The organism is Arcobacter sp. CECT 8985, from assembly GCF_004116495.1.
In the GTDB taxonomy this organism is placed as follows: domain Bacteria; phylum Campylobacterota; class Campylobacteria; order Campylobacterales; family Arcobacteraceae; genus Malaciobacter.
The window spans coordinates 1-13,123 of record NZ_PDKC01000031.1 but is presented as its reverse complement, the minus strand read 5'-3'; the positions used below and the strand labels follow the sequence as shown (position 1 = coordinate 13,123).

At 27.7% G+C, this 13,123-nt stretch carries 14 protein-coding genes; 2 read left to right on the top strand and 12 right to left on the bottom strand.

Annotated features, from left to right (window positions below):
- Positions 1–6: 6 nt before the first annotated feature.
- The 9 genes from dxs to gap all read right to left on the bottom strand — a co-directional run bounded on the left by dxs (position 7) and on the right by gap (position 9,913).
- The gene (gene dxs, locus CRU93_RS11595; protein WP_129104365.1) at positions 7–1,812 is read right to left on the bottom strand and encodes a 1-deoxy-D-xylulose-5-phosphate synthase; all 1,806 of its coding nucleotides are present in this window, start codon (positions 1,810–1,812) and stop codon (positions 7–9) included.
- Positions 1,813–1,821: 9 nt separating this feature from the next.
- Positions 1,822–2,928: a histidinol-phosphate transaminase gene (gene hisC / locus CRU93_RS11590; RefSeq protein WP_129104364.1), complete on the bottom strand. Its 1,107-nt coding sequence runs from the start codon at positions 2,926–2,928 to the stop codon at positions 1,822–1,824.
- A 67-nt stretch (positions 2,929–2,995) separates the two neighbouring features.
- Positions 2,996–4,063 (bottom strand): chorismate mutase, encoded by a 1,068-nt coding sequence (gene pheA, locus CRU93_RS11585; RefSeq protein ID WP_258238912.1) that lies wholly within the window; start codon positions 4,061–4,063, stop codon positions 2,996–2,998.
- Complete coding sequence (locus CRU93_RS11580; RefSeq protein WP_129104362.1) at positions 4,045–4,839, bottom strand: HAD-IIA family hydrolase; 795 nt, start codon at positions 4,837–4,839, stop codon at positions 4,045–4,047. The genes pheA and CRU93_RS11580 overlap by 19 nt, the downstream gene beginning before the upstream one ends.
- A gap of 1 nt (position 4,840) precedes the next feature.
- Positions 4,841–6,049: a diaminopimelate decarboxylase gene (gene lysA / locus CRU93_RS11575; protein ID WP_129104361.1), complete on the bottom strand. Its 1,209-nt coding sequence runs from the start codon at positions 6,047–6,049 to the stop codon at positions 4,841–4,843.
- A gap of 119 nt (positions 6,050–6,168) precedes the next feature.
- Positions 6,169–6,996: an enoyl-ACP reductase FabI gene (fabI, locus tag CRU93_RS11570; protein WP_129104360.1), complete on the bottom strand. Its 828-nt coding sequence runs from the start codon at positions 6,994–6,996 to the stop codon at positions 6,169–6,171.
- Positions 6,997–7,707, bottom strand: a complete 711-nt coding sequence (locus tag CRU93_RS11565) for a triose-phosphate isomerase (RefSeq protein WP_129104359.1) — start codon at positions 7,705–7,707, stop codon at positions 6,997–6,999.
- Between the two features lie 2 nt (positions 7,708–7,709).
- The gene (locus tag CRU93_RS11560) at positions 7,710–8,906 is read right to left on the bottom strand and encodes a phosphoglycerate kinase (RefSeq protein WP_129104358.1); all 1,197 of its coding nucleotides are present in this window, start codon (positions 8,904–8,906) and stop codon (positions 7,710–7,712) included.
- Between the two features lie 8 nt (positions 8,907–8,914).
- Positions 8,915–9,913, bottom strand: a complete 999-nt coding sequence (gene gap / locus CRU93_RS11555) for a type I glyceraldehyde-3-phosphate dehydrogenase (protein ID WP_129104357.1) — start codon at positions 9,911–9,913, stop codon at positions 8,915–8,917.
- Between the two features lie 91 nt (positions 9,914–10,004).
- Between gap and nadD the strand changes: the two genes are divergently transcribed.
- On the top strand, positions 10,005–10,556 hold the full coding sequence (gene nadD / locus CRU93_RS11550; RefSeq protein ID WP_129104356.1) for a nicotinate (nicotinamide) nucleotide adenylyltransferase: 552 nt from the start codon (positions 10,005–10,007) through the stop codon (positions 10,554–10,556).
- Between the two features lies 1 nt (position 10,557).
- The gene (gene rsfS / locus CRU93_RS11545) at positions 10,558–10,884 is read left to right on the top strand and encodes a ribosome silencing factor (RefSeq protein ID WP_129104355.1); all 327 of its coding nucleotides are present in this window, start codon (positions 10,558–10,560) and stop codon (positions 10,882–10,884) included.
- Positions 10,885–10,890: 6 nt separating this feature from the next.
- Here the strand turns inward: rsfS and CRU93_RS14350 are convergent, their stop codons facing one another.
- From CRU93_RS14350 to CRU93_RS11535, 3 genes are read right to left on the bottom strand one after another with little or no spacing between them, the layout of a single operon-like run.
- The gene (locus CRU93_RS14350; protein WP_258238911.1) at positions 10,891–11,013 is read right to left on the bottom strand and encodes a hypothetical protein; all 123 of its coding nucleotides are present in this window, start codon (positions 11,011–11,013) and stop codon (positions 10,891–10,893) included.
- 1 nt (position 11,014) lies between these two features.
- Positions 11,015–12,604, bottom strand: coding sequence for an arginine--tRNA ligase (gene argS / locus CRU93_RS11540; protein ID WP_129104354.1), 1,590 nt, complete (start codon positions 12,602–12,604; stop codon positions 11,015–11,017).
- 9 nt (positions 12,605–12,613) lie between these two features.
- On the bottom strand, positions 12,614–12,844 hold the full coding sequence (locus CRU93_RS11535) for a twin-arginine translocase TatA/TatE family subunit (protein ID WP_129104353.1): 231 nt from the start codon (positions 12,842–12,844) through the stop codon (positions 12,614–12,616).
- Positions 12,845–13,123: the final 279 nt, after the last annotated feature.

The window sequence follows — 13,123 nt, the reverse complement described above, 5'->3', positions numbered from 1 at the left end:
AGTAAACTATTTTACTTTTTTTACTAACTGACATGGTAATAATTGCATATTTTCTTCTACTTTTTTTGTATCACCATGTTGAATAAAGCTATCTTCATATTCAAATGAAGTTACTTTTACATTTCTAATTTCTTGCTCATTTAGAAGTTCTAAAATAGCACTTGCAACTCCACCTTGTTTTTGAGAATCACTAAAAATATACCAATCATTATATTTTTTAGATAATTCTACAAGAAGCTTTTTATCAAGTGGCTTTACAAATCTTAAATCAACAATAGCAATATCTTCTTCATGCAATTTCTCAGTTTCACAGGCTCTTGATACACCTGCTCCATACCCAATAAATACCTTATTTGAATCTGAATGTTTTAAAACTTCTGCTTTTCCTAACTCAAAAGGTGAAGATTTAAACTCAAGTTCAGAAAATGCACCCCTTGGATATCTAATTGCACATGGCTTTTCTAAAGTATAAGAAAATTTTATTGCTTCATTTAATGTTTCATTATCCCTTGGTGCAAAAAGTATCATATTAGGCAAAAATCTTAAATATGAAATATCAAATGCACCTTGATGAGTTTCTCCATCATTTCCAACAATTCCTGCTCTATCTATTGCAAATACTACAGGAAGTCCCATAATACATACGTCATGTATTATTTGATCATATCCTCTTTGTAAAAAAGTTGAATAAATAGTAATAAATGGTTTAAATCCCTCTTTTGCCATTGCTGCCATTGAAGTAACAGCATGTTGTTCTGCTATTGCAACATCCCAAAATCTATCAGGAAACTTATCCATTAATTTATCTATTCCTGTTCCACTTGGCATTGCTGCTGTTACACCAACTACATTTTCATGTGCAGTTGCAAGTTCTATTAAAGCATCTGCAAATACTGCTGTTGCAGCTTTTGCTGAAGCTTTTTTCTTAAATATTCCAGTACTTGGATCAAAAGGACCTACTCCATGCCATTTTTCATTTTGTCCTTCTGCAATTTCATAACCTTTACCTTTTACAGTTTTTGCATGAACTATTACAGGTTTATTCATACTTTTTGCAATTTCAAGTGTTTCTATAACTTCTTCTAAATTATGTCCATCAATTGGACCAATATAATCAACACCCATCTCTTCAAAAATAATTCCAGGAGTAATTAATTTCATACTCTCTTCTATTTTTTTTGCTAAATATGTTGCTCCTTGAGGAAGTTTTTGAATAATACTTTTATCAATTCTTTCTCTTAGTTTTTGGTAGAATCTTCCAGCTAATATTTTACTTAAATATTTAGAAATTGAACCTATTGGTTTTGCAATACTCATCTCATTGTCATTTAAAATAATTACAACTGGAAGTTTAATATCACCCAATTCATTTAAAGCTTCATATACCATTCCTGCTGTCATTGAGCCATCGCCAATCATAACAACTGGAATACTATTTTCTTTTTTTAATTTTTTAGCCTTTGCAGCTCCCACTGCTAATGAAATAGATGTAGAGCTATGTCCTGCTACAAAATAATCAGAACTACTCTCTTTAGGTTTTGTAAATCCACTTAATCCATCAAACTGTCTAATTGTTTCAAATTCTTCCCATCTATTAGTTAATAACTTGTGGGGATAACATTGATGGGATACATCAAAGATAAATGGATCTTTTTGAACATCAAAAACTTTGTGCATTGCAACTGTCAATTCAACAGCTCCTAATGTAGAACTAAAATGTCCTCCTTTTCGGGAAACAACATCAATTATTCGTTCTCTAATATCTTGACAAAGTTCTTCTAATTCACCTAAATTTTTATTTTTTATTTTCATACCACTCTTCTATTTTAAAATATCTAACACTTCATCTAAATTTTCAAATACTTTTGTATTTTGTTCATTTGTTCCAATTGTAATTCTAATTGCATTCATTGAATAGCTTGTTAAATCTCTAACAATTATACCTCTTTGAAGTAAATTTTGTGCTATCTCTGAAGATATATATTTATCATCAAATTTTATCGTAATAAAATTTGTATAACTTTCAATATACTCAAATCCTCTATCTTTTGCAAATTTTTCATATCTTTTCATCTCATCAAAATTCTTTGCAATACACTCTTGTACAAATTCTTCATCTTTTATTGCTTCAATTGCAGCTGCTAATGATAAAGTTGTAATATTAAAAGGAGGTCTTAGTTTATAGAAATTTTGAATAACTTCTTTTTTACCAATTCCATAACCAACTCTCATTCCACCTAATGCATATGCTTTAGAAAATGTTCCTAAATATATAGCATTTGGAAATTTCGAAATTAATTCATCAACTTTTATTTTTTTATTTTCATCTTTAAATGCTGCGTACTCTTGATATGCTCCATCTACAATTACTAAAGTCTCTTCATCTACTTCACTTAAAAAATCATATACATCTTTTGTATCTAAACACTCACCCACAGGATTATTTGGTAAACATAAAAATACAATATCAGGTTTATGCTCTTTATATAATTTACTAAATTGTTCTAAATTATGTTTTGCATCTTCAGTTTTTATAATTGTTGCACCTGCTTGTTTACTATAAATTTCATACATTGCAAATGTTGTTTTGCTCATAAGTACTTTTGAGTCTTTATTACATTTAGCATGCACTGCAAACTCTATAATTTGGTCGCTTCCTGCTCCAATTATTATATTTGAACTGTTTACATTATACTTATTTGATAATGCCTCTTTTAATTGAAACATTGAATCATCTGGATACATAAACATATTTGTTGCTATTTCTTGTATTTTTTTTACAACTTTTGGTGATGTACCATATGGATTTTCATTTGATGCAAGTTTAATAATATCTTTACTATCTACGCCATACTCTCTAACAACTAGTTCAATTGGTTTTCCAGCTTCATATATTTTTACTTCATCTAATACTTTATTAAATTTCATATTTTTTCCCTACTTAATTATACTTTGATTTTAACAATTTAGTTTTAAATAAAACTAAATTCTAAACTTAAATATCATCAGCTTCTTTTACATAAGAACCTAAGAATTTTATATTATCTTTATATTTATCAAATACTTCTTTTATATGTTCATCTTCTTTATGTCCATCAAAATCAATAAAGAAAATTGAATTACCTTCAATAATATGTGATTTAATTTTAGTCAAGTTGATTCCAGCTTTATCAAAATCTGTTAAAAACTCTACAAGAATACCTTTTCTATTTGGAAGCTTAACAAGAATTGATGTTTTATCATTTCCACTTTTTTCATTTTCAAAATCACTTACAATAAAAAATCTTGTTCTATTATTATCTTTATCTTCAATATTCTCAAAAAGTATTGGAAGATTGTACATTTTTGCTCCTACATGGGAACAAATCGCTGCACTTCCTTTTTCTTTTAATGCATATTTAGCTGCTTTTGTAGTTGATTCAACAGGAATATGTTCAACCTCATCTAATCCAACATTTTCTAAAAATCTTCTACATTGTTCAAATGCAATATCTTTAGAATAAATTCTTTTAATATCTTTTACTCTATCACAAGTTGTTGCTAAAGTATGGTGAATATCAAGTATCACTTCTGCAATAATTTTAAGATTATATTTTGTTAAGCAGTTTATTGTATCACTAACTATTCCATTTGAAGAGTTTTCAATAGGAACTACTCCAAATCTTGCTTTTTTGGTATTTACTTCTCTAAACACACCCTTTATTGAACCAATAGGTAAATAAGAACTCATTGCACCAAATCTTGTCTCTGCTGCTTGATGAGTAAAACTTCCAGCAGGACCTAAAAATGCAATATTTTCTGGTAATTCAATATTTCTAGAAATAGCAAATACTTCTAAAAAAAGTGCCTCAATTGCACTTTTATTTAACCTACCTTTATTAATCTCAGTTAATCTTTCAATTATTTGTTTTTCTCTTTCAGGTCTATAAATTGAACCACCACTATGTGATTTTAATACTCCAACTTTATAAACAATGTCCATTCTTTTATTTATAAGTTCAAGTAAATCATCATCAATTTTATCTAATTGATCTCTTAATTGCTTTAATCCCTCTTCAGCCATAATTTTTCCTTATGTAACAACTGTAAAACTTCACTCATATTTTTACAGATATATTCTGGTTTCTCTTCCTCTTTTAATGTTGGTATTACTTCATTTGCATCTTTAATTTTTCCACTTAAAACTAAAACTGTTTTCATACCAAGTTTTTTTGCACCTACTAAATCTCCCATCATATCATCACTAATTATAGTAATATCTTTAAAATCTTCAGTTCCTAATAATTTTCTTGCTTCATTATAAAAATTAAAACTTGGTTTTCCTACAACTTTATAATCTTTATTTACAGCAAATTTTATCATACTCATAATAGCACCAACACCTGGATACCTTGAACCATCTTTAGAGTAAATTGATGTTTCATGCATTCCAATTAAATCATCAGTTTTTAATGCGCATTCTATCATCTTTGAGTAATCTTCATTTGTATAATCTTTACTAATTGAAACCATAACTGTTTGTGGTTTCTCATACTCTAATTCATAACCCATTTTTTGTAATACTTTTGGAAAACTCTCTTGACCAAAAGCCGCAACTTTTTTATTTTTTGCTATATCTTTTAATATCACAAAAGGATCAATATAATTATTTTCTTTTATATTAAATCCTAACCCTTTTAAAAAATCAAAAAAATCACTACTTAATTTTTTAGTATTATTTGTAATAATGACATAAGGTATTTTTTCTTCATTTAATTTGTCAATAAACTCACATGCGCCAGCTATTGGCTTTTTATTTATGTCATCAATTAATGTACCTTGAACGTCAATAAAAAACATATTATTTTATAAATTCCTCTTCTAATGATATGATATTTTCAAAAGTTTCTCTTCTTCTTATTAATCTATCTTCTTGATTTTCAAAAGCAATCTCAGCAACTCTACCTCTTGTATTATAATTAGATGCCATTGTAAAACAATAAGCTCCAGCAGAATAAATAGCTACAATGTCATTATGTTCAGTTTTTGGTAATTGAATATTTTTTGCAAAAAAATCTCCACTTTCACAAACAGGACCTACTAAGTTACAATCACTTATATCCTTATTTTCATTTAATACTTCTATTTTATGATATGCATTATAAAGTGATGGTCTAATTAAATCATTCATAGCCCCATCAACAATTACAAATCTTTTATTCCCATTTACTTTTTCATATAAAACTTTTGTAACAAATGTTCCAGCATTACCTACTATAAATCTTCCTGGCTCACAAACAACAGTAATATCTAAACCAAATAAACATTCTAAAATAGATTGTGCATATTCATTTGTATCAATTAATTTTTCATCATCATAAATAATTCCTAATCCTCCACCAACATCAAAAAAACTAAGTTCAATTTTTATTGCAGCAAGATTTCTAACTAAATCTGCAACAATTTTTACTGATTCTTTAATTGGTTCTAATTGAGTTAATTGTGAACCAATATGCAAATGAATTCCAGTTGGCTCTAAATGTTCAGAATTTTTACATTGAATATACATTCTTTTTGCTGTATCAATATCTACACCAAATTTATTTTCATGTAATCCAGTTGATATATAAGGATGTGTTTGAGGATCAATATTTGGATTTACTCTAATAGAGATTCTTGCAACTAAATTTAACTCTCTTGCAATTAATTCAACTCTATTTAATTCTGCATCGCTCTCTACATTTATCATCAAAATTCCAAGTTCTAATGCTTGTCTTATTTCACTATCTATTTTTCCAACACCTGAAAATATTATTTTATATGGTGCAATTCCAACTTTAAGTGCTCTTTTTACTTCGCCAATACTAACACAATCAGCACCTGCTCCAAGATTAGCCAAATGTTTTATTACACTTAAATTTGAATTTGCTTTAACTGCATATGCAATTAATGATTTTCTTGCTTTAAAAGCAGTTTTTAATTCAGTGTATTTTTCACTTATATAATCAAAATCATATACATAATATGGTGTATCATATTTTTTTGCTAGTTCTTTAAAATTTATACTCATTCTTTTCCCTGTAATTATTAAAATCTTAATTTAAAATTTAAATAAATTCTAAATAAAAACTTCATTTTAAATAACTAATAAATTTTACATTTATTAGTTATTTAATTATTGGCTTTTGTCTATTTGTCTGTACCATTCCATGCGATAGTTGGTCTACCATTTTCATCAAAATTAACTGCTGGCATACCCATAACATTAAATCCGCTATCTACATAATGAATTTCACCTGTTACTGCACTACTTAAATCTGAAAGTAAATACATTCCTGAATTTCCAACTTCAGTAGTTGTTACATTTTTCTTTAATGGAGAGTGAGCTTCATTCCATTTTAACATAAATCTAAAATCACCAATTCCTGCTGCTGCTAATGTTTTAATAGGACCAGCTGATATTGCATTAACTCTTGTTCCATCTTTTCCTAAATCTTCAGCTAAATATTTAGTTGTCATTTCTAAAGCTGCTTTTGCGATACCCATTAAATTATAATTTGGAATATATTTTGCTCCACCATAATAAGTTAATGTTAATACTGAAGAGTTATCACTTAATAGTGGTTTTAATTCTCTTACAACTTCAATAAGTGAATATACTGAAATATCCATTGCAACATCAAATGCTTCTTTAGAAATATCATAAAATCTACCTGAAAGTCCCTCTTTTGGTGCAAATGCAATTGAATGAACAATAAAATCAATTTGACCTAAATCTTTTTCTAAAGACTCTTTTAAAGCTTTAATTTCTTCTGGTTTACTTACGTCACAAGGGTAAACTAAATTTTCACTACCAAATTCAGCTGCGATTGGTTCAACTCTTTTCTTTAAAGCATCATTTAAATAAGTAAATGCAATCTGTGCACCTTGTTCTGCGCATGCCTTTGCAATTCCGTATGCAATTGATTTATTATTTGCAACCCCTAAAATAACACCTTTCTTACCTTTCATTAACATCTATATATCCTTTGTATTTTCTATTATTTTTATAAAATCTTCTTGATTCCAAGAAGCTGTGCCAATTAAGGCTCCATCAACATTATCTAAAGAGCAAATTTCTCTTACATTATTTACTTTTACACTTCCACCATAAAGTAGAGGTTTAGAAATCTTTTCTTTTATAGCATTGTGGATATTTATGATATCCTCATTTGTAGCAGTAACTCCTGTTCCTATAGCCCAAACAGGTTCATATGCTAAAATTAAATTTTCATAATTTGTATCAATTCCTACAAATTGCTCATATATATATTCTAAAGTATTTTGTAAACCTTCTTTTTTCACCTCTAAAGGTTCACCAATACAATAAACTATTTTATAACCTAATTGTTTATAGAAATTAAATTTTTGGGCTACTTCTTCTTGTGTTTCACCCAAGATATGTCTTCTTTCACTATGGCCAATTAAAATTGTTTTAATTGAAAATTCATCTAGTTGCTCTGTTCCAATTTCACCAGTATATGAACCTTTATGTACAGCGTATGCATTTTGAGTTCCTATAATAAGATTAGATACAGTATCGAAATTATCTAATGATGTTGAAGTAGGGAAAACTATAACTTCACTTAAAATTTCATTGTTTTTCAAATATTCATTTACATTACAAACAAATTCTTTTGTTGTTTTTCTTGTATGGTTTGTTTTAAAATTAGATGCTATTATTGCCATTATTAACCTTCAATCAATAAAGCTTTTACACCAGGAAGTATTTTACCTTCAATTAATTCTAATGAAGCTCCACCGCCTGTACTTATAAAAGTCATATTATCTTCATCGCCAGTAACTCTAACTAAATCAGCAGTATCTCCACCACCAACTACAGTTGTAGCATAAGAGCTTGCAACAGCATGTGAAACTTTTGCACTACCTTTTGCAAATTTTTCCATTTCATATACACCCATAGGTCCATTCCATAATATAGTATTTGCATCAGCAATGGCTTGCTCAAATAATACAGCAGATGCAGGACCAATATCTAATCCCATCCAATCACTTGGAATTTCTTGAATTGTTGTTGCCTTTGCTACTGCTTCAGAATCAAAAGTCTCTGCAGCTACAACATCAACTGGTAAATAAAATTTAACTCCAAGTTCTTTTGCTTGATTCATAATTTTAAGAGCTTCAGGAATCAAATCATCTTCAACTAAAGATTTTCCAACTTCATAACCTAATGCTTTTAAAAATGTAAATGCCATTCCTCCACCAATAATTATTTTATCAACTTTTGGTACTAAATTATGCAAAGCTTCTAATTTGCCTGAAACTTTTGAACCACCAACAATTGAAACAAATGGTCTATTTGGATTATGCACAATATGATGAAAAAATTTAATCTCTTTTGCAAGCAAAAAGCCAGCTGCTTTATGTTCTATATCAAAATATTTTGCAATACCTTCAACTGAAGCATGCGCTCTATGAGATACTCCAAAAGCATCGTTTATATAAACATCTGCCATTGAAGCTAGAGTTTTACTTAATAATTCATCATTTTTAGTCTCACCCTCTTCAAACCTCATATTCTCAAGTAACAATATTTCACCAGTTTTTAATTCTTTTGCTGTTTTTACTGTTTTTTCTCCAATTACATCTTCTGCCATTTTTATATCTTGTTTCAATAAAGTATGTAATCTTTTTGCAATTGGTTTCAAAGAATATTTTTCTTCATATCCATTTTTTGGTCTTCCAAAATGAGATGCAAGAATTACAGAACAATCATTATCAATACAATATCTTATTGTATTTAATGCACTTCTAATTCTTCTATCATCAGTAATATTACTATATTCATCAATAGGAACATTAAAATCACATCTAATGAATATTCTTTTACCTGTGATATCTAAATTTTTAATCTCTTGTAAATTCATTGACTTCCCTATTTATCAGATACAAAAATTGCCATATCAATCAATCTTGAAGAGTAACCCCATTCATTGTCATACCAAGTCATAACTTTTATCATATTTCCACCAATAACTTGAGTTAAATCAGCTGCAATAATTGTAGAGTTTGTATTTCCTACTAAATCACTTGAAACCATCATATCATTATCAACAGCTATTATTCCCGCTAACTCTTTTGATCTTTTCTCAAATAAAGCATTAACTTCTTCTTTTGTTGTATCTTTTTTTACAAGTAAATTAACATCTACCATAGATACATTTGGCGTTGGAACCCTTACACTTTGTCCATGTAATTTTCCATCAAGTTGAGGCATTACAAGTTTCATAGCTTTTGCAGCACCAGTTGTAGTTGGTATCATATTTAATGCACCTGCTCTTGATCTTCTTTTATCTTTTTTATGTTTTACATCTAAAATATTTTGGTCATTTGTATATGAATGGATTGTTGTCATTAAACCTTTTTCAATTTCAAATGCATCATCAATTGCTTTTGCTACTGGACCTAGACAGTTTGTTGTACAAGAAGCATTTGAAACTATTGCTTGACCTTCATATTTATCTTCATTTACACCAAGAACAAAAGTTGGTGTATCATCTTTTGCAGGTGCAGACATAACTACTTTTTTTGCACCATTATCTAAATGTACTTGGCATTTTTCTGTAGTAAGGTAAGCTCCTGTACACTCTAAAATTATCTCAGCACCACAATCTTTTGTAAATGTAAGTTCACTTGCGTCTCTAGTTGAATATAATTTGGCATTTATTTTTCCCATTTTTAAATACCCATTTTCAACTTTTACATCACCATCAAATGTACCATGAACAGTATCATATTTAGTGATATATTCTAGCATCTCATTAGATGCAGTGTCATTAATTGCTACTAATTCAACATCATCTCTATTAGCAATAATTCTTGCAACGCATCTTCCAATTCTTCCAAAACCATTTATTGCAACTTTTACAGCCATAATATACCTTTATATTTATTTGTAATTTTGAGAGATTTTATCCAAAAATTGCTATAATATAATTTAATCATAAAATAAAAGGACAAATTAAGTGCGTATAGCAGTATTTGGAGGAAGTTTTGACCCACCTCATATTGCACATGAAAAAATTGTTAATATTGCATTAGAACAACTAGATATTGATAAAATTTTTATAGTGCCAACTTATCTAAATCCCTTTAAAGATGATTTTCATTTAAAACCAGAAAAAAGATTTTCTCTTTTAACAAGACTTTTTAAAGATAATAAAAAAGTTATAATTAGTGATTATGAAATCAATCAAAAAAGAAAAGTGCCCTCTTTTGAAACTATTCAATTTTTAAAGCATAGGTATAATATCTCTAAAATTTACTTTATTATAGGAACAGACAACTATAGTAATTTAAATAAATGGTATAAATATGAAGAGTTAAAAAATGAAGTTGAATTTGTTATAGCAAAAAGAATAGGTTTTTTAAATGAAAATTTAGATAAGATAAAAACTTTAGATGTTGACATTGATATAAGTTCAACACATTTAAGAAACTCTATAAATTTAGAGTTTATTTCAGACAAAATAAAAGATGATGTAAAATCATTATATAAAATAAAAAAAGGTAACTAATTTGAACGAACGAATTGAAAAGATAAAAGCTATTCTTGATGATAAAAAAGCAGAGAATATCGAAATTGTTGATTTAACAAAAAAAGAGTATATTGTTGATTATGTAGTAATTGCTACAACATTAAACTCTAAACATGCATTCTCTTTATTAAACTATTTAAAAACTGATTTAAAACCTTTAGGTGAAGAATTTTTAAGAGTTGATGATAATGAAGATTGGACTATTATTGACTTAGGTGATATTTTTATTCACTTAATGAGTGAAGAGCATAGAGAAAAATATAATCTTGAAGAGTTTTTAGAAGAGCTAGGAGAACACAAAGCCTAAACTTTGTTACTCTCCTCTTCCTGTAAGAAGTTTATTGTAATTTCCTGCGGCATGTTTTGCACCGCCCATATTGCCAGTAATTATTGCATAACCAACAATGACAATAAAAATTATAATAAACCATTTCATCTTACATTATCTCCTTAGCCTTTATTCCAAGTAAGTTTAAAGCAACTTTAATACTTAAAGCAACCAAACTTAATACTTTTAAATATTGATTTTGTTCTTCTGAATCTATAATTTTATACTCGTTATAAAATCTATGCACAGATGCAGATATTGAATGTAAATAATCAGTAATTTTTTGCATATCTCTTTTAGTAAATGCTTCTTGTAAAATAGAAGGTAAAAGTAATGATTCATAAACCAAGTTTAAAGCATCTTGATTTAAATTATCAAAACTTTCACCTTCAACATCTGCAAATGTCAATTCAGCTTTATTAAATACTTGATTAATTCTTGCATATGCATAATTAATATAAAATATTGGATTTGAACTATCTTGATTTTTTAAGATATCTAAATCAAACTCTAAATGAGTGTCGCTTTTTTTTGTTAAAAAAACAAATCTTAATGCATCAGAACCAATTTCTTTTGCAATATCACTCATTAAAATAACATTACCTGCTCTTTTACTCATTTTATATGGTTCTCCACCTTTTAGTAGTTGTACCATTTGAGAAAGTAATACTTCTAATTTAGAAGAGTCATAACCTAAAAACTCAATTGCAGCTTTAACTCTAGTGATATATCCATGATGATCTGCACCCCAAATATTTATATATTTATCAAAATCTCTATCATACTTATTTTTATGATAAATAATATCACCTGCTAAATATGTTGGGATTTTGTTATCTCTTACAACAACTCTATCAACATCATCACCATACTCAGTAGATTTTATCCATATTTTTTCATCTTTTTCATATAAAGAGCCATTCTTTTCTAATACGCTTTTTGTCTCTTCCCATGAAGAGTATAAAGATTTTTCACTAACATAGTTATCAAATTCAATTCCTATATCAGACATATCTCTCTTTATAATATCAAGAACTTTATCCTTTGCAAATAATGCTAATTCTTTATATCTTGATTCATCATTAAAAATATCTTTGCCAAACTCTTTTTCAACATCTTTTGCAATATCAAAAAGATAATCACCTCTATAATATTTTTCAGGATATTCAACTTTTTGCTTTAAAATAGACTCTTGTCCAGCTAATGCTAAAGAAAGTCCTAATAAATCCATTTGTGCACCAGCATCATTTACATAATATTCAGTACTTATATCATATCCTAAATGCCTACCAACTCTTGCTATTGTATCTCCTGCAATTGCACCTCTTGCATGACCAATATGTAATGGACCAGTTGGATTTGCACTAACATATTCTAATAATATTTTTTCTTTTTTCTTTTCGCCTTTTGCAAATGCAAAATCTAATTTTAATGATTCTTCACATAAACTTTGTAAAAAAGCATTTGATAATGTAAAATTAATAAAACCTTTTATAGCTTCAACTTTTTCAAACATCTCTGTATTATCAAATTTTAAAACTAAATCCTGTGCAATAGCCATGGGAGACTTTCTTAATTCTTTTGCTAAAGAAAATGCTACAGGTGTTGCAAAGTGACCTAAAGACAAGTCTTTAGGCTTTTCTAAGACAATTTGTCTTTCTAATATTTCTTCTATATATTTTTTTACTATTTTTTGCAAGATATACTCTTATACTGTTTTATTTTCTTCTTTTTTAGTTTCTGTAGAAGTATCAGCTTTTTTTTCTATTTCTTCATTTTTATCAGCAGTTACAGTCTCTTCATCATCTTTTACTGCTTTTTTAAAATTTTTAATTCCACTTCCTAATCCTTTAGCAAGTTCTGGTATTTTTTTACCTCCAAATAATAATAATATTACTAATGCGATTAAAATCCATTCCATACCACCTGGCATACCCATAGTAGACTCCTTATATTTTTTATTTATTATATCTTTTTAATACTTAAAAATTTTTTCTTAATAGAAAATTAGTATATAAAATAAGAGTTAACACAAGATGTGACACAATAGTGTCATAAGATTTATTTTTAATTATATTTTATAGTTAAGTAATATGCTATTTTAGAATATTACAACTTATCAATATTTATATATTTTCTCATTATTTTTTTATTATTTTGTAAATAAAATAGATATTTTCTTCAAATTAATAAACATTTATATTTTTTTATATTACTA

Bases quoted from the DNA above. Each gene is read 5' to 3' on its own strand.
- dxs (WP_129104365.1), bottom strand. From the start codon at position 1,812: ATGAAAATAAAAAATAAAAATTTAGGTGAATTAGAAGAACTTTGTCAA.
- hisC (WP_129104364.1), bottom strand. From the start codon at position 2,928: ATGAAATTTAATAAAGTATTAGATGAAGTAAAAATATATGAAGCTGGA.
- pheA (WP_258238912.1), bottom strand. From the start codon at position 4,063: ATGGCTGAAGAGGGATTAAAGCAATTAAGAGATCAATTAGATAAAATT.
- CRU93_RS11580 (WP_129104362.1), bottom strand. From the start codon at position 4,839: ATGTTTTTTATTGACGTTCAAGGTACATTAATTGATGACATAAATAAA.
- lysA (WP_129104361.1), bottom strand. From the start codon at position 6,049: ATGAGTATAAATTTTAAAGAACTAGCAAAAAAATATGATACACCATAT.
- fabI (WP_129104360.1), bottom strand. From the start codon at position 6,996: ATGTTAATGAAAGGTAAGAAAGGTGTTATTTTAGGGGTTGCAAATAAT.
- CRU93_RS11565 (WP_129104359.1), bottom strand. From the start codon at position 7,707: ATGGCAATAATAGCATCTAATTTTAAAACAAACCATACAAGAAAAACA.
- CRU93_RS11560 (WP_129104358.1), bottom strand. From the start codon at position 8,906: ATGAATTTACAAGAGATTAAAAATTTAGATATCACAGGTAAAAGAATA.
- gap (WP_129104357.1), bottom strand. From the start codon at position 9,913: ATGGCTGTAAAAGTTGCAATAAATGGTTTTGGAAGAATTGGAAGATGC.
- CRU93_RS14350 (WP_258238911.1), bottom strand. From the start codon at position 11,013: ATGAAATGGTTTATTATAATTTTTATTGTCATTGTTGGTTATGCAATA.
- CRU93_RS11535 (WP_129104353.1), bottom strand. From the start codon at position 12,844: ATGGGTATGCCAGGTGGTATGGAATGGATTTTAATCGCATTAGTAATA.